At 65.5% G+C, this 19,152-nt stretch carries 19 protein-coding genes and 1 tRNA gene; 14 read left to right on the forward strand and 6 right to left on the reverse strand.

From position 1 onward, the window contains the following. Positions 1-2 precede the first annotated feature (2 nt). Together QKE30_RS01410 and QKE30_RS01415 are read right to left on the reverse strand one after the other, a co-directional pair. The gene (locus QKE30_RS01410) at positions 3-629 is read right to left on the reverse strand and encodes a TVP38/TMEM64 family protein (RefSeq protein WP_347933900.1); all 627 of its coding nucleotides are present in this window, start codon (positions 627-629) and stop codon (positions 3-5) included. An 85-nt stretch (positions 630-714) separates the two neighbouring features. Beyond that, a tRNA-Leu gene (locus tag QKE30_RS01415) sits at positions 715-800 on the reverse strand. A gap of 151 nt (positions 801-951) precedes the next feature. Between QKE30_RS01415 and QKE30_RS01420 the strand changes: the two genes are divergently transcribed. Then, a complete protein-coding gene (locus QKE30_RS01420) occupies positions 952-1,509 on the forward strand; it encodes a YbhB/YbcL family Raf kinase inhibitor-like protein (RefSeq protein WP_347933901.1) in 558 nt (185 codons plus the stop codon). Positions 1,510-1,516: 7 nt separating this feature from the next. Here QKE30_RS01420 and QKE30_RS01425 read toward each other — a convergent pair whose 3' ends face one another. Then, on the reverse strand, positions 1,517-2,614 hold the full coding sequence (locus tag QKE30_RS01425; protein ID WP_347933902.1) for a quinone-dependent dihydroorotate dehydrogenase: 1,098 nt from the start codon (positions 2,612-2,614) through the stop codon (positions 1,517-1,519). Positions 2,615-2,627: 13 nt separating this feature from the next. Next, complete coding sequence (locus QKE30_RS01430; protein ID WP_347933903.1) at positions 2,628-3,749, reverse strand: hypothetical protein; 1,122 nt, start codon at positions 3,747-3,749, stop codon at positions 2,628-2,630. Between the two features lie 70 nt (positions 3,750-3,819). On the opposite strand from QKE30_RS01430, the gene QKE30_RS01435 reads away from it, so the two are divergent. Genes QKE30_RS01435 through QKE30_RS01445 form a run of 3 tightly spaced genes read left to right on the forward strand, consistent with a single transcriptional unit; the run spans position 3,820 to position 6,452 of the window. Beyond that, positions 3,820-4,692, forward strand: coding sequence for an undecaprenyl-diphosphate phosphatase (locus tag QKE30_RS01435; protein ID WP_347933904.1), 873 nt, complete (start codon positions 3,820-3,822; stop codon positions 4,690-4,692). A gap of 11 nt (positions 4,693-4,703) precedes the next feature. Continuing rightward, positions 4,704-5,951, forward strand: a complete 1,248-nt coding sequence (gene mshC, locus QKE30_RS01440) for a cysteine--1-D-myo-inosityl 2-amino-2-deoxy-alpha-D-glucopyranoside ligase (RefSeq protein ID WP_347933905.1) — start codon at positions 4,704-4,706, stop codon at positions 5,949-5,951. Positions 5,952-5,975: 24 nt separating this feature from the next. Continuing rightward, positions 5,976-6,452: a hypothetical protein gene (locus QKE30_RS01445; protein ID WP_347933906.1), complete on the forward strand. Its 477-nt coding sequence runs from the start codon at positions 5,976-5,978 to the stop codon at positions 6,450-6,452. On the opposite strand, the gene QKE30_RS01450 is transcribed toward QKE30_RS01445, so the two are convergent. Next, positions 6,449-7,294, reverse strand: a complete 846-nt coding sequence (locus QKE30_RS01450; protein ID WP_347933907.1) for a thioesterase family protein — start codon at positions 7,292-7,294, stop codon at positions 6,449-6,451. The genes QKE30_RS01445 and QKE30_RS01450 overlap by 4 nt on opposite strands. Positions 7,295-7,386: 92 nt before the next feature. On the opposite strand from QKE30_RS01450, the gene QKE30_RS01455 reads away from it, so the two are divergent. The 3 genes from QKE30_RS01455 (at position 7,387) to aspA (ending at position 10,874) form a co-directional block, all read left to right on the forward strand. Then, positions 7,387-8,385, forward strand: coding sequence for a phosphoribosyl-ATP diphosphatase (locus QKE30_RS01455; protein ID WP_347933908.1), 999 nt, complete (start codon positions 7,387-7,389; stop codon positions 8,383-8,385). 26 nt (positions 8,386-8,411) lie between these two features. Beyond that, positions 8,412-9,257 (forward strand): ATP phosphoribosyltransferase, encoded by an 846-nt coding sequence (hisG, locus tag QKE30_RS01460; protein WP_034987593.1) that lies wholly within the window; start codon positions 8,412-8,414, stop codon positions 9,255-9,257. Positions 9,258-9,371: 114 nt separating this feature from the next. Further along, the gene (gene aspA, locus QKE30_RS01465; RefSeq protein ID WP_347933919.1) at positions 9,372-10,874 is read left to right on the forward strand and encodes an aspartate ammonia-lyase; all 1,503 of its coding nucleotides are present in this window, start codon (positions 9,372-9,374) and stop codon (positions 10,872-10,874) included. Here the strand turns inward: aspA and QKE30_RS01470 are convergent. Next, on the reverse strand, positions 10,847-11,647 hold the full coding sequence (locus QKE30_RS01470; RefSeq protein WP_347933909.1) for a RecB family exonuclease: 801 nt from the start codon (positions 11,645-11,647) through the stop codon (positions 10,847-10,849). The genes aspA and QKE30_RS01470 overlap by 28 nt on opposite strands. 54 nt (positions 11,648-11,701) lie before the next feature. Here QKE30_RS01470 and QKE30_RS01475 point away from each other — a divergent pair, with 54 nt between their 5' ends. The 7 genes from QKE30_RS01475 to QKE30_RS01505 are packed head-to-tail and all read left to right on the forward strand — an operon-like array spanning position 11,702 to position 19,123. Continuing rightward, a complete protein-coding gene (locus QKE30_RS01475) occupies positions 11,702-12,535 on the forward strand; it encodes a tRNA (adenine-N1)-methyltransferase (protein ID WP_035003956.1) in 834 nt (277 codons plus the stop codon). 13 nt (positions 12,536-12,548) lie between these two features. Further along, positions 12,549-14,093, forward strand: coding sequence for a proteasome ATPase (arc, locus tag QKE30_RS01480; RefSeq protein ID WP_347933910.1), 1,545 nt, complete (start codon positions 12,549-12,551; stop codon positions 14,091-14,093). Between the two features lie 12 nt (positions 14,094-14,105). Continuing rightward, complete coding sequence (dop, locus tag QKE30_RS01485; protein WP_035003961.1) at positions 14,106-15,629, forward strand: depupylase/deamidase Dop; 1,524 nt, start codon at positions 14,106-14,108, stop codon at positions 15,627-15,629. A 2-nt stretch (positions 15,630-15,631) separates the two neighbouring features. Continuing rightward, the gene (locus QKE30_RS01490; protein WP_035003964.1) at positions 15,632-15,826 is read left to right on the forward strand and encodes a ubiquitin-like protein Pup; all 195 of its coding nucleotides are present in this window, start codon (positions 15,632-15,634) and stop codon (positions 15,824-15,826) included. Next, positions 15,823-17,226 carry a Pup--protein ligase gene (gene pafA / locus QKE30_RS01495; RefSeq protein WP_347933911.1) on the forward strand — a complete coding sequence of 468 codons (1,404 nt, stop codon included), beginning with the start codon at positions 15,823-15,825 and terminating at the stop codon, positions 17,224-17,226. Before QKE30_RS01490 ends, pafA begins: the two co-directional genes overlap by 4 nt. Further along, positions 17,223-18,158, forward strand: coding sequence for a WYL domain-containing protein (locus QKE30_RS01500; RefSeq protein ID WP_049049986.1), 936 nt, complete (start codon positions 17,223-17,225; stop codon positions 18,156-18,158). The genes pafA and QKE30_RS01500 overlap by 4 nt, the downstream gene beginning before the upstream one ends. Beyond that, positions 18,155-19,123, forward strand: a complete 969-nt coding sequence (locus QKE30_RS01505) for a WYL domain-containing protein (RefSeq protein ID WP_347933912.1) — start codon at positions 18,155-18,157, stop codon at positions 19,121-19,123. Before QKE30_RS01500 ends, QKE30_RS01505 begins: the two co-directional genes overlap by 4 nt. Positions 19,124-19,152: the final 29 nt, after the last annotated feature.

The following is a 19,152-nucleotide window of genomic DNA, read 5'->3' on the forward strand; positions in this document are numbered from 1 at the left end:
GTTTATAAACCTACTTCATTGGCCTTGCGCAGCTGGCGCCAGAGTCGAATCTCGTTCGCGGCAAGCGCGAAACCGGCGCACACCACCACAATGCTGAGGAGCAGAATCCACGGCTGCCCACCCGTAGCGAGCGCGTCGGAGGCCATGGCCGTGGCAATTGTATTCGGCGCCGAACCCAGAATCGTGGCCAGCACATAGGGCACAAACGGGATGCGGCTCAGCCCACAGGCGTAGTTCAACAGCGAGAAGGGGATGGCCGGCACCATGCGTAGCCCCAGCACGGCTATCCAGCCGCGCTCGGCGATCCTTTCCTGCAGAAACTGGATGCGCTGTGCATCGCGGGTCTTCTTTTCCACCCACTTGCCGCCGACGGCATGCACCAGGACCAGCGACAGCGCGGCAGAAGCGCCCACGCCCACCAGCGCCAGCACCGAACCCCACAGGGATCCGAACACCACGCCCGCGGCGATAGTCCAGATCGTGCGGGGGAGCGGCAGCTGGGTGAAGGCGACCAACAGCACCACAAAAGTCAACGGCGCCCACGCGCCCGTGGAGGCCACCCAGGTGCGAATATCCTCCACCGCGGGTTTCGGGACGAAGCAGACGAAAGCGACCAGCAGGATGGGCACGAGGACGCTTAGGAAACGGTACCGCAGCTTTAGCCCCCACCACGCGCTAAAGGCGTGGCCTACAAAGCGTGGGATTTTCATGTTGTGTCCGGAGGGGGACTTGAACCCCCACGTCCGTTAATAGGACACTAGCACCTCAAGCTAGCGCGTCTGCCATTCCGCCACCCGGACTTGGGTTGCGCACACCACAGTAAGTGGTGGCAACTCCCGTCACTTTAATGCCAAGCCAGTGATTTACACAAATACCCAGGTCACAGGGAGTTACTTGTATATGGATAAGCACTTTAGTGCGCTCGCCCAAAGCTTTGACTAGCGTGGTGCTATGTCCGATAACAACGCACAGCACCAGCCCACTTATATCGACGACCGCTTCCCCGGTCCGGACCCATACGCGCCGCTGACGGATCTGCCCGCGCTGGAGGTCACTAGCGAGACCTTCGCCGACGGCGATCGCCTGCCCGCGGATCAGCTGGGAGGCAACGACGTCTCGCCCCAGCTGAGCTGGTCTAAAGGCCCGGAGGGCACGAAAACCTACGCGGTTACCTGTTTCGATCCGGACGCCCCCACGGCCAGCGGCTTTTGGCACTGGGCCGTCTTTAACATTCCGGCGGACGTAACCTCCCTGCCTCTCGGTGCTGGCAACGAGGACCTCAGCGGCCTGCCCGAAGGGGCAGTGGCGCTACGTGGCGACAGCCGTTCCTGGGGCTACTACGGCGCCAACCCGCCGGCTGGCCACGGGCCGCACCGCTACCTGTTCGCCGTCCACGCGGTGGGCGAGGAGCTGGACATCGACGACCGCCAGACCCCGACCGTCCTAGGCTTTAACCTGAACTTCAAGGCCACCGCCCGCGGCATCATCTGGGGATGGGCAGAAAACTAGTTTAGGCCTACACCCACGGCAACCCGCTGCCCACGGCCTGCGAGATATTCTCCAGGCCGTGGGCCTTCAGCTGTGCGGCCAGGCCTTGGTGGATCTCGCGGATCCAGTCCGGGCCGCCGTAGATGAACGGCGTGTAGCCCTGGATCAAGCTTGCGCCGGCGGCGATGCGCTCCCACGCCGCCCGCGGGGAGTCGATGCCGCCCACACCGATCAAAACCAGCTTCCCGTCGGCGCGGGCCGCCAGGCGGCGCAGCACCTCCAGCGCGCGGGCTGCCACCGGGGCCCCGGAAATTCCGCCCGCGCCCATGGCCACCACCTCGTGTGCCGGGGTCTTCAGGCCTTCGCGGCTGATGGTGGTGTTCGTGGCGATCAGGCCCGTCACTCCCATCTCGATAGCCAGGTCGCAGACCTTGTCGATGTCCTCGTCGCTCAGGTCCGGGGCGATCTTCACGAACAGAGGGCGGCTGCTTTCTTCCTGCACCGCGCGGATGATCGGACGCAGGGATTCCACCGCCTGCAGGTCGCGCAACCCCGGGGTGTTGGGGGAGGAGACGTTGATAACCAAGTAGTCGGCCACCCCGCCAATAGCCTTGGCGGACTCACGGTAGTCGCGGTCCGCAATCTCGGCGGCCACCAGTTTGGACTTGCCCAGGTTCGCGCCCACCGGGATGTCCGTGCTGCGCTTCTGCAGGCGCATAGCGGCTGCGCGGGAGCCCTCGTTGTTGAACCCCATGCGGTTGAGGATGGCCTTGTCCTCCGGTAGGCGGAACAGTCGCGGGGTGGGGTTGCCCGGCTGCGCCAGGGCGGTGACGGTGCCGATCTCCGCGAAGCCGAAGCCCAGCGGGCCCCAGGCGTCGACCTCCTTGGCATCCTTGTCGAAGCCCGCGGCCAGGCCGAGCGGGCGCGGGAAGGTCAGCCCGGCAATCTTCTGGCTCAGCGCGTAATCGTGCACGGCCAGCGCGCCGTCCATCGCGGACAGGGCCGCCCTGGAGCCCGCCACCTGCTGCAGCCCGCGGGACATCAGCCCGTGGATGCGCTCTGGGCGCAGGGTAAACATTCCCTTCAGCGCCACCTGGTAGGCGCCGTGGCGAATCTTCTTCAGCATTTCTGATCCCCTTTTATTCCTTCTCCGCCGGGTACTCGTCATCCGGCGTAGTCTGCTTATCCTGCACCGCGTCATCCACGCTCTGCGCGCTGTACACACTGACCTTTCCGTCCTCTGTGACCAGCACCAACGCGCCATCGGCGGCGTCCAAAACCTCGCGCACCTTTCTCGGCGCCTCGACCTCGGCAACCTTCACGGGCGCGCCGCTGTCGATGCGGAAGGACGTCAGCTTGTTCTCGCCTGCCGACCCGACCCAGGCCAGCTGGCGCTTCGCGTCCCACGCCACACCCCACGGAGAGGCCTTCGTGGGGATCGCCTGGTGCAGGCGCACAACGTCGTTCATGGTGTAAATCAGCATCTGGTCCTGGCGCGCGTCGCTGGCAACCACCACGCCGTCGTCGCCGCGCCCGGTGGCCACCTGGCCCACGCCCTGGCCGATGCGCAGGGAGGCGTTCAGTGAGCCATCGTCCACGTCCACGTCGTTGATGCTGGTCTGTCCCCGGTCGATCAGCGCGGCGCGCTGTCCGCGGCCGTGCGGCTTGACCAGCACGGCTTCGTCCAGGCTGCGGCTCACGATCGCCTCGCCGGTCTCGTTGCCGTCCTTGTCGTAGAAGCGCGCCTTGTCCTCGCCGGCCTTGCCCAGCACTGCCTTGCCGTTTTCCAGGAAGGTCACGGTGGTCACCTTGCCATCCACGTCCAGGCTGCGGGTCTCCTTGCCGTCCGGGCCCAGCTCGATGGCCTTGTCCTGGCAGGCCACCGCCACGCCCGTTGCGGTGGTGGAGATGTTGTCGCAGGAATCGTCGACATCTACCTGGCTCGGCTCGTCCTTGGGGCTGGTGGCGTCAATAAAGTGCACCTTGCCCTTCGTTAGCACCGCAACCAGGTTCGCTCCCGGCGCGTTCTCGTCGGCAGAAAGGCCCACGCGCGCGGCTCCCAGGGTGGATTCCCCCAGCTCGATCTGCTCGCCCAGACCGGACGAATCATCGGGGGAATCCTGCGGCTGCGCGGGCTCACCCGCAACGGGCGCGTTTTCTTCCGGCTCTTCGGATCCACAGGCGGAAAGTGACCCCAGGGCCAGGGCGGCAGCGGCGGTCACGCAGAGGGTTCGGCTAAAGCGATTGACGTGCACATTCACAACTTCTAACGCTACCAGCCCGGCCACGTCACTCTTTCACGACGGGGGAGAAGGACTAGGCTCAATCCCCATGACTACAGATATGACTTGGGCGCAGACGATCATTCTGTCGCTTATCCAGGGTTTGACGGAGTTCCTACCTGTGTCTTCGTCCGGCCACCTGCGCATCTTCTCCACCCTGCTGTGGGGCGAGGATGCCGGCGCGTCGTTCACGGCCGTCATCCAGCTGGGCACAGAGCTGGCGGTGCTGGTGTTCTTCGCCAAGGACATCTGGAATATCGCCAGCGCCTGGTGCAAGGGTGTGTGGGAGTGGCTCACCGACCTCACCGGAAAGCACGGCCGCCGCGTTCACCGGGAGACCTTCGACTACCGGATGGGCTGGATGGTCATCGTCGGTACCCTGCCCGTGGCCGTCCTGGGGTACCTGGGCAAGGACCTGATCCGCGATAACCTGCGCAACCTCTGGATCACTGCCACGATGCTGGTGCTGTTCTCCTTTGTCTTCATCCTCGCCGAGCGCATGGGCCGCCGCGAGCGCAGCTTCGACCAGCTGACCATGCGCGATTCGGTGATCATGGGCTTCGCGCAGTGCCTGGCGCTCATCCCGGGTGTGTCCCGCTCCGGCGGCACGGTCTCGGCTGGCCTGTTCTTGAACCTGGATCGCGAGGTCGCCACCCGTTACTCTTTCCTGCTCGCCATCCCTGCTGTGCTGGCCTCGGGGCTTTTCTCGCTTCCTGACGCCTTTAGCCCCGACGCCGGACAGGCCGCCTCGGGCGCCCAGTTGTTCGTGGGCACCGCAATTGCCTTTGCCGTGGGCTATGCGTCTATCGCCTGGCTGCTGAAGTTCGTGGCCAACCACTCGTTTGCCTGGTTCGCACTGTGGCGCATCCCGCTGGGCCTGGCGGTCATGGCCCTGCTCGCATTCGGGGTATTGCCAGCCTAGAATCGGAACCCATGCACTCTTGGCCCGAACCGGAAGTCCCACAGCTGCCGGGTGAAGCCCCGCAGCTTCGCCTGTACGACACCGCGGACGACGTGGTGAAACCCGTCGAGATTCCCGCCGGGGAGGTGGGGATGTACGTCTGCGGCATTACCCCGTATGACTCCACCCACCTGGGCCACGCAGCCACCTACCTGACCTTCGACCTGATCCACCGCTACCTGCGCGCGGGCGGCCACGGCGTGCACTACGTGCAGAACATCACCGACGTGGACGATCCGCTGTTCGAACGCGCCGAGCGGGACGGGGTGGATTGGCAGGATCTGGGCACCAGCCAGATCGACCTGTTCCGCTCCGACATGGAGGATTTGGCGGTCATCCCGCCGCGCGACTACATCGGCGCTATGGAATCCATCGACGAGGTCATCGAGATGGTGGCCAAGCTCCTGGAAGTCGGTGCTGCCTACCAGCTGGAAGGCGACGAGTACCCGGACATCTACGCCGACTACACCTTCCTGCCGCAGTTTGGCTACGAGTCCCGCTACGACGAAGAACAGATGGCGGAGTTCTTCGCCGAGCGCGGGGGAGACCCGGAGCGCCCCGGCAAGCGGCACCCGCTGGACGCGCTACTGTGGCGCGCGCACCGCGACGGCGAGCCGAAGTGGGAGTCCCCCTTCGGCGCCGGCCGCCCCGGCTGGCACATCGAATGCTCAGCCATCGCCGTCAACCGTTTGGGCGCCCCCTTTGCGATCCAGGGCGGCGGGAGCGACCTGCGCTTTCCGCACCACGAGTTCTCCGCCACCCACGCCGAGGCCGCCCACGGGGTGGACCGCATGGCCCACCACTACGTCCACACCGGCATGATCGGGCTGGACGGCACCAAGATGAGCAAGTCGCTGGGCAACCTCGTGTTCGTCTCCAAGCTCACCGCCGCCGGCCACGAGCCCGCGGCCATCCGCCTGGGCGTGTACGCGGGCCACTATCGCCAGGACCGCGACTGGACCAAGGATGTGCTGGCCCACGCCGAGCATCGCCTGGCCACCTGGCGGGCTGCCCTGGCCGCAGGCTCCACCACCGCGGATGAGGCCCGTGAGCTGGTCGCCACCGTGCGCGGCCACCTGGCCAACGACCTCGACACGGCGGCGGCTCTGGAGGCGCTCGACGACTGGGCCACGGCCACCAAGGCTGGGGTGGCAGGTGATGAGGCTGCGGCGTCAGAAATAAAAACCGCAATCGATGCGCTGCTGGGCGTGCGCCTCTAGCTCACACAGGGCAGACTGTCTCTTATGAGCACCACACAGCTGAGCACAGCCACCACATCCGCCCGCGAAGAGTTCCTCGACAACCTGCGCCAAATGGCGACAGGCAGCTACCTGCGCGACGAGGATCGCGAGTTTTGGGAGGCCCCGTACCCGGAGTCGGCGGTGGAAGACGCACAGGCCATCGTCGACGGCATGCTGCAGGCCGCGCAGTCCGTGGCCGCCAGCAGCGAAGCGGAGCTGAAGAAGATCGCGGCCTCCCTGCACCTGCAGAACACCGAGGAGAGCACCGACGAGCAGCCCACCGCAACCACCCTGGCGATTACCGCCGTCATCAACCAGCACATCGAGAAGCTCAAGGCGCTCTCCGCCCGCCATGAGGACGCGCTACTGGAGGACGAGGAGATCAAGGACCTGCTCGCCCTGGTGGAGAGGCTGGCCGTGGACCTGGATGCCGACGATATGTTCGTGACCAGCCAGGCCGAGGCCGTCTGCGAAGCCTAGCGCTGGGCCAGCATAATCCCCTGGTTGCAGGTGCCGATGAGCCCCTGCTCGTCGTAGATCCGCGTGACGGTAGTGCCGATGCCGTCGGTGCCGTAGTTGGCCTCCGCGGATAGGCCCAGCCACTCACCGCGCATCTCGTGGTGCAGGTAGACGGTGGTATCGACGTTCATGTACGTCCACTTGTCCGTATCCAGCAGGTTATTCAGGCCGTTGGCGATGTCCACCGTCTTCATCAGACGCACCCATGTGGAATCTTCCTTGCCCTCGACTGCAGGAAGGTCGGTGCGCGACCAGTAGATCGCGGGGTTGCGGGATTCGTCGACGTTCAGGTGGCGCTCGCCCAGGTCGGCACGGCGGGCCTCGATGGAGTTGATATAACCACTGGCCCAGCGTTCGAGGAAGTCGCTGCCGTCCCCGGCGCCGGCAGGGCCAGGCATGGGTTCGCCGACGGTGCGCTCGATCTCCTGCGTATCCCCGCGGCGGATCCACCAGCCGGAGCCGCGGATGAACTCGCGGCCGGATTCGTCAGTGACGATGGCTTCCAGGAAGCTGATGCGCTTGCCGGGGCGCACAACTCGTGCATGGGTTCGCAGCTCGCTGAGCGGCACTGCGCCCAGGATCTCGACGGTCATTCTGCTGAAACGCCCCTCTTCCAGGGACAGCCCGGCATCGCGCGCACCATCCTCCAGCACCGTAGCCACCAGCGCGGCGGGCGGGGAGCCGTGCTGAAAGCCTGGCCCCCAGGGACTTTCCGTGTGTTCGGTGGGGTGGTAATTGCGGTAGATCTGGCCTTCTTCCTCCGTGACTGTGCCGGGAACGAAGTATGCCGCCTGCTCGCTCATCGCGCTCCTTACTTCTGGAGTGTGTCCTACGTCACTAACTATGGCATAGGGGCGCCGGTGAGACGCGCAATTGGCCTAAACTGAACGTCATCATGAAAGCAATACTTTGGGACATGGACGGCACCCTGGTCGATACCGAACCTCTGTGGGGCATCGCAACCTTCGAGATGGGCGAGAAGATGGGGCGCCCGCTGACCGCGGAAGTGCGGGAAAAGACCGTCGGCGCGACCACCCCCACCACCGTTGAGATCTGCGCGGCACATGCGGGGTTGGTTCTTGATGACGCCGCCAAGGCCGAATGGCTGAACTTCATGTACACGCGCGTCGAGGAGCTCCTTGCGGGGCAGCTGGAATTCCGCCCCGGTATCAGGGAGATTCTTAGCGAGGCCAAGGCCGCCGGGTTCCCGATAGCGCTGGTGACAAACACGAACCGCGCCCTGACGGAGGTTTCGCTGAACTCCATTGGCCGCGAGTTCTTCGACTTCACCCTGTGCGGCGACGAGGTGCCCAATGGCAAGCCCGCCCCTGACATCTATGCCACCGCCGCCGCGCGCTTTGGTTTCGCCCCCGAGGAGTGCCTGGTGGTGGAAGATTCCACAACGGGCATGACTGCCGCCCGCGACGCGGGCTGCCGCGTGCTGGGCGCTCCCACCGACCCGGAGACCGCAATCCCGCGAGGAGTGCGCACCCTGGCCGAACTGCGCGAGGGAGCCCAGGACTTAAGCGGCTTCACGCTGGAGGATCTGCGCCGGATCCACGCAGAGCTGGGGCGCACTGCACCGGCAGGTGTGCGATCTGCCACAATGGAAGATGTGAACGAACAAGAACTCAAGACCTTCGATTCCCTTTTCGCCGAACTGTCTTCCCGCGCCAAGGCGCGCCCCGAGGGCTCCGGCACGGTCAAGGCTCTGGATGCCGGGGTGCATTTCCAGGGCAAGAAGATCGTCGAAGAGGCCGGCGAAGTGTGGCTGGCCGCGGAGTACGAGTCCGACGAGGAGCTGGCCGAGGAGATCTCCCAGCTTCTGTACTGGCTGCAGGTCGTGATGGTTGGCCGTGGCCTGACCCCCGCTGACGTTTACAAATACCTCTAAGCTCAAGAAAGGCAGCCACCACGATCATGCTGCGCGTCGCAGTCCCCAACAAGGGTTCCCTGTCCGAGACAGCCACCTCGATCCTCAAGGAGGCCGGCTACGCCACCCGCGGCGATTCGAAGTCCCTGACCATCGCCGACGAGGACAACGGGGTGGAGTTCTACTTCCTGCGCCCCAAGGACATCGCGATCTACATCGCCTCCGGCCACCTGGACATCGGCATCACCGGCCGCGACCTGGCCGCGGACACGCGCGAGGAGGTCGACGAGCTGCTACCCCTGGGCTTCGGCGCCTCCACCTTCCGCTATGCCGCTCCGAAGGACGAGGACTGGACGGTAGAGCAGCTCGCTGGCAAGCGCATCGCCACCAGCTACCCGAACCTGGTGCGCAAGGACCTCGCCAACCGGGGTCTGGAGGCACAGGTGATTCGCCTGGACGGCGCCGTGGAGATCTCCATCCGCCTAGGTGTGGCCGACGTCATCGCCGACGTGGTCTCCACCGGCCGGACGCTGCGCCAGCAGGGCCTTAAGCCCTTTGGCGAGCCGCTGTGCGTCTCCGAGGCCGTGATCGTCGGCCGCAAAGGCGCGGAGGTGACCGCTGAGCAGCGGGTGCTCATCAAGCGCATCCAGGGCATCCTGCACGCCCACAACTACGTGATGCTGGACTACAACGTGGCTCGCGAGAACCTGGACAAGGTCGCCGCCATCACGCCGGGTCTGTCCGCCCCGACAGTCTCCCCGCTGGCCAACGACAGCTGGGTGGCCGTCCGCGCGATGGTGCCAAAGACCCAGGCCAACTCCCTGATGGACGAGCTTTCCGCCCTCGGCGCGGAGGCAATTCTGGCTACCGACATAAGGATCGCGCGCATCTAGGTCCAATTTCGTTAGGGTGGGGGAACAGAAAGTTGTTCCCCAACCAGAGGACGAATCGTGACCGATAAACCAATTCCGTCAAAGGCAGCGGCAGAGGTTCACGGCGATGCAGTCGTGAGCTCCACTGACATCATCACGTCGGCTGAAACACACTCCCAGCTGGCGCGCGCTGCGAAGAGCTTCCGCACCGAAGAAGATCTGCTGGGCACCATGGAGGTGCCGGACCACGCCTACTACGGCGTGCACACCCTCCGCGCGGTGGACAACTTCCAGGTCTCGCGCACCACGATCAACCAGATCCCGGAGTTCATCCGCGGCATGGTGATGGTCAAGAAGGCCACCGCCATCGCCAACAACGAGGTCTTCGCCCTGCCCGATGAGAAGGCCAAGGCCATCATCTGGGCCTGCGACCAAGTGCTGGAAGAGTACCGCTGCATGGATCAGTTCCCGATCGACGTCTTCCAGGGCGGCGCGGGCACCAGTGTGAACATGAACACCAACGAGGTGATCGCCAACCTCGCCTTGGAATACCTGGGGCACCCGAAGGGCTCCTACGACGTCATCAACCCCAACGATGACGTCAACATGTCCCAGTCCACCAACGACGCTTACCCCACCGGTTTCCGCCTGGGCTTGCATTTCGCAATCGACCAGCTGATCAAGCACCTGGACGCGCTCGAGCGCGCGTTCTTGGCCAAGGGCCACGAGTTCCGCAACATCCTGAAGATGGGACGCACCCAGCTCCAGGACGCAGTGCCCATGTCCCTGGGCCAGGAGTTCCGCGCCTTCGGCTACAACATCGCCGAGGAGCGCCTGCAGCTGGAGCGTGCGCAGGAGCAGCTGCGCGAGGTGAACCTCGGCGCCACCGCCATCGGCACCGGCGTGAACACCCCGCCCGGCTACCAGAACGCAGTTATCCGCGCGCTCAGCGAGGTCAGCGGCCTGAAGATCCAGCCGTCCCGCGACCTCATCGAGGCCACCAGCGATACCGGCGCGTACGTCAATGCCCACGCCGCAGTGAAGCGCGTGGCCATGAAGCTGTCGAAGATCTGTAACGATCTGCGCCTGCTGTCCTCCGGCCCGCGCGCCGGACTGAACGAGATCAACCTGCCGGAGCGCCAGGCCGGTTCGTCGATCATGCCGGCCAAGGTGAACCCGGTCATCCCCGAGGTCGTGAACCAGATCTGCTTCAAGGTTTTCGGCAACGACCAGACGGTCTCCATGGCCGCCGAGGCCGGCCAGCTGCAGCTCAATGTCATGGAGCCGGTCATCGCCCAGTGCGTGTTCGAGTCCGTGCGTTTCCTGGCTCGCGCCTGCACCACGCTACGCACCCTGTGCGTCGTGGACATCACGGCCAACGCCGACGTGTGCCGCCGCTACGTGGAGAACTCCATCGGCATCATCACTTACCTGAACCCGCTGATCGGCCACCACAACGGCGACCTGGTGGGCAAGGAGGCCGCCCGCACTGGCAAGCCCGTGCGCGACCTGGTTCTGGAAAAGGGCCTGCTGGACGAGGAAACCCTCGACGAGGTCTTGAGCCCGGAGAACCTGCTGAACCCGACGTTCCAGGGCAAGCTCTACACGGACTACGAAGAGGAAACCTCCAAGGGATAGTCCGGCGGGGTGCCGCCAAAGGCGGGGCAGAGGTCCTGGAAGTGGCACCACCCGCACAGCTTGGTGGTGCGCGGCTGGAAGTTTCCGCTGCGCACGTCCGCCAGGATGCGCGCCCACAGCTCGCCCAGCTCGCGCTCGAAGGCAGCCAGCTCGGTGGCGGTGGGCTGCAGCACCATGTCGTCGCTGACCTTTAAGTACATCAGCCGCAGCTGGGTGGGCAGCTCGCCCGTCATGCGCCACCACACCAGGGCGTAGAACATCATCTGAAAGCGGGCCGAGTCCGCGAAGCGGGGCGCGGGCTTCTTGCCCGTCTTGTAGTCCACCACGCGCACCTGGCCGGTCTCCGCGATGTCCACCCGGTCGATGAAACCGCGCACCGGCACCTCGTTGGGCAGCGTTAGATTCACGAATTGCTCGCACTCGTGGGCGTCAAAACCATCCGGGTTTTCCATCTGGAAGTAGCCCTTCACCAGCTCGCGGCATTCCTCCCAAAACTCCACGGTGGACTGCTCGGGCACCAGCTCCGAAAGCTCCGGGTCCTTGGCCAGCATCTTCTCCCACTCCGGGCGGATCATCTTCACCGCCGCCGGGTAGGTGCGGCTGCCGCGGGGCAGCTGGTGCAGGTTCTCCAGCACCGCATGCACGAGCGTGCCCTTCACCTGGGCGATCGTGTTCGGCTCCTCCAACTTGTCGATGGCCCGAAAGCGGTACAGCAGCGGGCACTGCTTGTAGTCGTTGGCGCGGGAAGGGGAGAGAGCTAGTTTCGTAGTCACCCGACCCACCCTAGTAAAATGAACCGGATCTCTTAAAGCAGGAAGGAAGACCACATGGCATATTCCGGCCGTTTCACCGAAGGCGATCGCGTGCAGCTCACAGACGCCAAGCGCCGCCACTTCACCATCACCCTGGCCAAGGGCGAGAGCTTCTTCACCCACAAGGGCGAAATCCGCCACGACGACATCATCGGCCAGCACGAGGGCACCGTGGTCAAGTCCTCCGGCGCCGCCGAATACCTGTGCTTCCGCCACCTGCTGGTCGATCACGTGCTCTCCATGCCCCGCGGCGCGGCGGTTATCTACCCGAAGGACGCCGCCCAGATTCTCGTAGAGGGCGACATCTTCCCGGGCGCCACGGTGCTGGAGGCCGGCGCGGGCTCCGGCGCCATGAGCACCTGGCTGCTGCGGGCCGTGGGGCCGAAGGGCAAGGTCATCAGCTACGAAATCCGTGAGGATCACCTGGCCTACGCCAAGGAAAACGTGGAGGACTACTTCGACGGCCACCCCGACAATTGGGACCTGCGCTTGGGAGACTTGAAGACCGTCACCAAGGAGGATGTCGGCGACGTGGACCGCGTGCTGCTAGACATGCTGGAGCCCTGGGAGATGCTGGATACCGTCAAGGACGTGCTGATCCCCGGCGGGGTGTTCATGACGTACGTCGCCACTGTCCCGCAGCTGATGAAGGTCATGGAGGGCATCCGCGAGACCGGCTGCTTCACCGAACCAAAGGCCTGGGAATCCCTGGTGCGTGAGTGGAAGGTCGATGGCCTGGCCACCCGCCCCGAGCACCGGATGAACGCACACACAGCATTCCTGATCCTGGCGCGCAGGCTGGCTGATGGCGTCACCGCACCTCGACCGCAACGCCGCGCGCGCCGTTAGTAGACTGGTCAGTATGACCGAGAACACATCAGCGGAAGGGCCACAGACTCTGCGCGAGCTGCAGATCGCGAACCGACAACTCGGCGCGCGCAATGCGAAGCTCGTGGAGCTGCTGCAGGCCAGCCGCACGAAGCTGGAGGAGATCAACGGTCGGCTGGAAGCGCTGGCCGAACCGCCGAGCACCTACGGCACGCTGCTGCAGGCCAACCGGGACTTCACCGCCGAGGTCTTCACGACCGGCCGCCGGATGCGCCTGATGGTCTCGCCGCACGTCCCGCAGCACGAGCTGGTACCCGGCGCGATGGTGCGCCTGGGGGAGGGCCAGCAGGTCGTGGAGGTCACCGGCCAGCCAGACTTCGGCGACATCGCACAGGTCGTGGAGGTTACCGGCGACCGGCTGATCATCGCCGACAAGGTGGGTGAGGAGTACGTGGTCAAGGCCGCCGGCGACCTGGCAGGCGATGTGGTCACTGGGGACTCCGTGATCGTGGACCGCAAGTCCGGCTGGGCCTTCGAGGCCGTGCCGCGCGCGGAGACGAACAACCTCATCCTGGAGGAAGTCCCGGACGTCACTTACGACGACATCGGTGGCCTGGGCCAGCAGATCACGCAGATCCGCGACGCGGTCGAGCTGCCGTTTCTGCACCCCGAAATCTACACCCGCTATGGCCTGCGCCCGCCGAAGGGTGTGCTGCTCTACGGCCCGCCCGGCAACGGTAAGACCCTGATTGCGAAGGCCGTGGCGAACTCCCTGGCGCAGTCGGATTCCCCGTACTTCCTGAACATCAAAGGCCCTGAGCTGCTGAACAAGTTCGTGGGCGAGACCGAGCGCCAGATCCGCACGATCTTCGAGCAGGCCCGCCGCGTGGCCAGCTCCGGCCGCCCCGTCATCGTCTTCTTCGACGAGATGGAGGCGCTGTTCCGCACGCGCGGCACCGGCGTGAGCTCCGACATGGAGTCCACCGTCGTCCCGCAGCTGCTCGCCGAGCTCGACGGCGTGGAGGCTTCGGGCAACGTCATCGTCATCGGCGCCTCGAACCGCGAGGAGCTCATCGACCCGGCCATCCTGCGCCCCGGCCGCCTGGACGTGAAGATTCGTATCGCCCGGCCCGACGCTGACGGTGCGGCCGCCATCCTGTCGAAGCACCTCGATGCTTCTCTACCTATTGACGCCGACTTCTCCGCCGCTGCCGGCTCCAACGAAGCGGCAGCGGAGGCCCTGCGGCAGAGCATCGTCGACGAGCTGTTTACTCGGGACGAGGCGCACCGCTATGTCACGCTCCACTACGCCGACGGCAGCCGCGAGGATCTGTACTGGGCGGACTTCGTTTCCGGCGCGATGCTGGCGAACATCGTGGACCGGGCGAAGACCCTGGCCATCAAGGACGCACTGCACAACGGCACCGACGGCCTGCGCCCGGAGCACGTGCACGCGGCCGTTCTGGCCGAGGTGGGGGATTCCGAGGATCTGCCGGATACCACCAACCCCGCGGAGTGGGCGCGCATCTACGGCCACGGCACGAAGCGCGTCGTGGACATCGACGTGCACAAGGTCTAGGAGGGAAGAATCTTGTTTGGTCCGCACATCATTGGCTCGGAGACGGAGTACGGCATCGTCGCCGTGGACGATCCGTCGGCCAGCCCGATTCACACCTCCACCCAGGCCGTCGTGGCCTATGCGGAGCACAGCGGCCAGGGGGTGAACCGCCGCACCCGGTGGGACTACGAGAACGAATCCCCTCTGCGTGACATCCGCGGCTTCGACCTGCGCCGCTACCGTCGGGGTGCCGCCCCGGTGCTGGATCCGAATGCCCTCGGCGCGGCGAACGTCATCACCGCCAACGGCGCGCGCTTCTATGTGGATCACGCGCACCCGGAGTATTCCTCCCCGGAGACCACGACTGCCCGCGACGCGGTGGTGTGGGACAAGGCCGGGGACATCATCATGCACCGCGCCGCCGAGGCCGCCGAGCCGGAGCTGAAGATCTACAAGAACAACGTGGACGGCAAGGGCGCCAGCTACGGCTCGCACGAGAACTACCTGTACCCGCGCGACCTGGACGTCGAGGACGTGCAGGCGGCTTTAATCCCGCATTTCGTCACCCGGCAGGTCTACTGCGGCGCCGGCCGCATCGGGCTGGGGCAGCAGGGGGAGCAGCCGGGCTTCCAGATCAGCCAGCGCGCCGACTACATCGAAACGGAGGTCTCGCTGGAGACCACGCTGAACCGCGGCATCGTGAATACCCGCGACGAGCCGCACGCGGAGGCCGACAAGTGGCGCCGCCTGCACGTGATCATCGGGGATGCGAACTTGAGCGAGTTCTCCAACTACCTGAAGTTCGGCACCACTGCGCTGGTGCTGGCGGCGGTAGCCGAGGGCGCTTACTTCGGCGACCTGCGTCTGCTGGAGCCGGTGGCGGACGTCCAGCGCGTCTCCCGGGATCTGGACTGCACCTACCGCCTGCGCTTCTACGGCCAGGCGGAACGCACCGCCATCGAGACCCAGCGGGAGATCCGCAAGCGCGTGTGGGAGATCATGGAGCTGCGCGGCGACAACCTGGAGGTCTTCGAGCTGTGGGGCAAGATCCTCGACGACCTCGAGGCCGATCCGCTGTCCACCGCCGACCGGCTGGACTGGACGGCCAAGCTGCAGCTGATGAACGCCTACCGGGCGCGCGGCCTGGAGTGGACCGACCCGCGCCTGGCCCTGGTGGACCTGCAGTACTCGGACATCGACCCGCGACGCGGGCTCTACCATGCGCTGGTGCGGAAGGGCCGGATGCAAACCCTGCTGGACCCGGCAGAGATCGAGGCCGCGGTGGACACCCCGCCACAGGCCACGCGCGCGTGGCTGCGCGGGCACCTGGTGGCGAACTACTCCGCCGACATCCTCTCGGCGAACTGGGATAGCGTCATCGTGGACACCCCGGACGGCGCAGCACAGATCACCATGGACGACCCCCGCGGGTTCAACCAGTTGGAGCTACGCGCGCTGCTGGAAACGCAACCGCGCCCCGGCATCGGCGAGCTCGTGGCAGGCTTGAAGGAAATCAACCCGGACAAGATCTCCGGGGTTGGCAGAAAGGAAGATTAATCATGGCACAGGGCGGACAGGTCAGCGCCGGCGGCGGTCGGCGCGACGACGACGAACCCATCGAGCAGGCCTCCGGCGCGGGCACCCAGCAGGTGAACGTCACCGGTACCGACGATCTGCTGGACGAGATCGACGGACTGCTGGAGAACAACGCGGAGGAGTTCGTCCGCTCCTACGTACAAAAGGGCGGCCAGTGACCGCTATCCGCCGCCGCATCATGGGCCTGGAGACCGAGTATGGAATCGCCAACATGCAGGATTCCTCCCGGCGCCTCGGTCCCGACGAGATTGCCCGCAAGCTCTTCGCCCCCGTGGTGGAGGAGCACCGCAGCTCGAACATCTACACCGAGAACGCCTCGCGCCTCTACCTAGACGTCGGCGCGCACCCGGAGTTCGCTACCGCGGAGTGCGATAGCCTGCACCAGCTGATCGCCTATGACCGCTCTGGCGACCTGTTGTTTCACGAGCTGGCCGACCGCGCCGAGCAGGCCGTCGGCGGCAAGGTATACCTGCTGAAGAACAACACGGACTCCCTGGGAAACTCCTATGGCTGCCACGAGAACTATCTGGTCAGCCGCGATATTCCCCTGAAGGGCCTCAGCAAGCAGCTGCTGCCTTTCCTGGTTACCCGCCAGCTGATCTGCGGCGCGGGCAAGCTCGCGATCCCTTATCCCGGCGCGCCGAACGAGAACTTCGGCCCGGGCTACACCATGAGCCAGCGCGCCGACCACGTCTGGGAGGGCGTGTCCAGCGCGACGACCCGCTCGCGCCCCATCATCAACACCCGCGACGAGCCGCACGCCGATTCTTCCAAGTATCGCCGCCTGCACGTCATCGTCGGCGATTCGAACATGTCGGAGGTCACCACGGCCCTGAAGGTCGGCTCCACGCTGCTGGTGCTGGAGATGATCGAGGCCGGCGTGGCCCTCCCGGACTTCGAGATGGCCAACGAGATCCGCTCTATCCGCGAGATCTCCCGCGACTTCACCGGCCAGGTGGACATTGCTCTGCGCAGCGGGTCGACTGCCACGCCGCTGGAGATCCAGCGCGCTTTTTATGACGCCGTCTGCGCCTACCTCGCCTCGCGTGAAGACCCGGAGCGGGGCACTCCCAACGCAGAGCTAACCCCCGTGGTGGACCTGTGGGGCCGCGTGCTGGACTGCTTCGACACGGGCGACTTTTCACCGGTCTCCACGGAAATCGACTGGGTCATCAAGAAGTCGCTGCTGGACCGCATGGCCGCCGCCCGCGGCCTGGATCCCATCGACCCGCGCCTGGCGCAGCTCGACCTGATGTATCACGACATTCACCCCACCCGCGGCCTGTTTAACGTCCTGGCCCGCCGCGGCCTGGCGCGCACGTTGTTGGCTTCGGAGACGATCGAGCAGGCCGTCCGCCAGGCCCCGCCGACGACCCGCGCCGCGGTGCGCGGTCGTTTCATCGCGGCGGTCCGGGCCCACCCGGAGCTGTCCTACACAGTGGATTGGATGCGCGTGAAGGTCAACGGCGAGGACGGGGCCGAGGTCCTGCTGGCCGATCCCTTTGCCAACACCAGCGAGGACGTCGACCGCATCATCGAGACCCTGGGAGCCCGATGAACCGCAACCGCCCCGTCGAGACTCACTGGATTCCGGGCGCCACGCGCCTGTTTAACCTAGTGATCGCGCTGCTGAACTCCGACGGCCCGCGCTCCATCGAGTGGGTGCTCGCCAACGTCGAGGGCTACCAGCACGCCAAGGACGGCTCCGCCCGCAAGCAGCTCGGCCGCGACCGCCAGGACCTTGCCGAGCTGGGCGTGCGCATCACGGGCGAGGACATGCTCACCCTCGACCCCGCCCAGACCTTCCTGCCGGACATCGAGTTCACCGACGGCGAGGCCACTGTCCTCGCCGCCGCCAGCCGGTGGGCCCAGTCGGGGGAGATGCAGCACGCCGCCCGCTCCGCCTACACCAAGCTGGCCGCAGCGGGCATGCAGCACCGCGTTTCCACCGGCGAGGTCGCCGTCCCGAGCGTCCCGGACCACACCGCCCTGGACGGCGATTCCCTCGACGCGATCTTCCGCGCCCTCGACAACGGCCTGGTCTTGGAGTTCAACTACTATCCTTCGCTGGTCGATACTCCCCAGCAGCGTCGACTGGAGCCCTGGGCTTATGGAGCCAAGGATGGCCTGGTCTACGTCACTGGTTTCGACCCGGACCGCGAGGCCCAGCGCACGTTCCGCTTAGCGCGCATCGATTCCGTCACGGCCCTGCCGGAGTTCGCCCAGCACCCGCGCCCGGAGGGCACCCCGCAGCAGCTGATCCAGCAGGGGCTGTTAAGCAGCCGCCAGATGGTCACCGCAACCGTCGAGTTCCCCGAGCCCGGCGCCTGGGAGCTACGCCGATTGGCCGACGAGAACGGCCAGATCGGCCCCGTGGAACGCGACTGGTTTGTCCGCACCGCCGCGGCCTACGCGCCCCATGTGGTGGTTACCTCGCCGCCGGATGTCGTCGCCGATGTTGTTGCCGTTTTAAAGGAGGCTGCTTCATGACGCCCCCTCGTTCCAATGCCGAACAATTCCTCCGTACCCTGTCCGTCCTCGCCTGGTTCCGGTCTCACCCGGATAGCAGCCTGATGGCGGCCTCTCGCGCGTTGGACCTATCCACCGCGCAGATCGCCCACGAGCTCGGTCAGGTTTCTCAGTGCCGCGTGCCCGCCAGCATCCTCGACATGCCGGTGGAGGTCACGGTGGATCGCATGCGTGCCTCCGTGGAGTTCTCCGCCGGCCTGGACCGCCCGCTCGCCCTGACCGCGATGGAGGCCGGTGTGCTGCTGCTGAACTTGCAGGCACTGCGCTCCACCGCGCCGGCGGAGGCACAGGCGGACATCGACTCCGCTAGTGAGAAGATTCAGGCTCTCTTGCGCTCCCGGCGTGAGTACACGGATTCCTTCACCCCCGAATCGGCGCCCTCAACCCCCGCCTATGTGCAGCTGCGCCGTCAGCTCTCGGAGGCCATCCAATCCCGCCGCCAGGTCACGTTCAACTACCAGTCGATATCCAGCGATAGCTTCAGCACCCGCACGGTAGACCCCGACCATGTGGCTCTCGTGGACGGCGAGTATTACCTGTGGGCGCGGGAACGTGGCGTCACCACAAAAACCTTTGCGCTTGCGCGCATCGACGAGCTCGACCTGGGGGAGGAAGGTTCGGCCAGTGCCCAACAGGTACCCGAGATCGACCCGGAGGATCCCTTCGATTTCGGTCTCAGCGACAACTGGGCACGCCTGGAGCTAGACGAGTCGCTGCGGTGGATGTTGGAGTACTTCCCCATGTGGGTAGTCGAAGACGAAACCCGGCTGGTCGTCGACGTGCCCGACACCGGTGAATGGTTTTTAAGGTTCCTGCTAGGTTTTTCATCCGGTATTCGCAATGTAGAACCGCTACCATTGGCCGAGAACTTAAAAGCCCTAGCCCGGCGTGGCCTCGATGCCTACGAGGCTCGCGAGCTAGGATAGTAAGACCAATCCCAACGACAGAAAGCTCG

The organism is Corynebacterium sp. c24Ua_83 (assembly GCF_039907245.1).
Classification (GTDB): domain Bacteria; phylum Actinomycetota; class Actinomycetes; order Mycobacteriales; family Mycobacteriaceae; genus Corynebacterium.

Bases quoted from the DNA above. Each gene is read 5' to 3' on its own strand.
- QKE30_RS01420 (WP_347933901.1), top strand. From the start codon at position 952: ATGTCCGATAACAACGCACAGCACCAGCCCACTTATATCGACGACCGC.
- QKE30_RS01425 (WP_347933902.1), bottom strand. From the start codon at position 2,614: ATGCTGAAGAAGATTCGCCACGGCGCCTACCAGGTGGCGCTGAAGGGA.
- QKE30_RS01435 (WP_347933904.1), top strand. From the start codon at position 3,820: ATGACTACAGATATGACTTGGGCGCAGACGATCATTCTGTCGCTTATC.
- mshC (WP_347933905.1), top strand. From the start codon at position 4,704: ATGCACTCTTGGCCCGAACCGGAAGTCCCACAGCTGCCGGGTGAAGCC.
- QKE30_RS01445 (WP_347933906.1), top strand. From the start codon at position 5,976: ATGAGCACCACACAGCTGAGCACAGCCACCACATCCGCCCGCGAAGAG.
- QKE30_RS01450 (WP_347933907.1), bottom strand. From the start codon at position 7,294: ATGAGCGAGCAGGCGGCATACTTCGTTCCCGGCACAGTCACGGAGGAA.
- QKE30_RS01455 (WP_347933908.1), top strand. From the start codon at position 7,387: ATGAAAGCAATACTTTGGGACATGGACGGCACCCTGGTCGATACCGAA.
- hisG (WP_034987593.1), top strand. From the start codon at position 8,412: ATGCTGCGCGTCGCAGTCCCCAACAAGGGTTCCCTGTCCGAGACAGCC.
- QKE30_RS01475 (WP_035003956.1), top strand. From the start codon at position 11,702: ATGGCATATTCCGGCCGTTTCACCGAAGGCGATCGCGTGCAGCTCACA.
- arc (WP_347933910.1), top strand. From the start codon at position 12,549: ATGACCGAGAACACATCAGCGGAAGGGCCACAGACTCTGCGCGAGCTG.
- QKE30_RS01490 (WP_035003964.1), top strand. From the start codon at position 15,632: ATGGCACAGGGCGGACAGGTCAGCGCCGGCGGCGGTCGGCGCGACGAC.
- QKE30_RS01500 (WP_049049986.1), top strand. From the start codon at position 17,223: ATGAACCGCAACCGCCCCGTCGAGACTCACTGGATTCCGGGCGCCACG.
- QKE30_RS01505 (WP_347933912.1), top strand. From the start codon at position 18,155: ATGACGCCCCCTCGTTCCAATGCCGAACAATTCCTCCGTACCCTGTCC.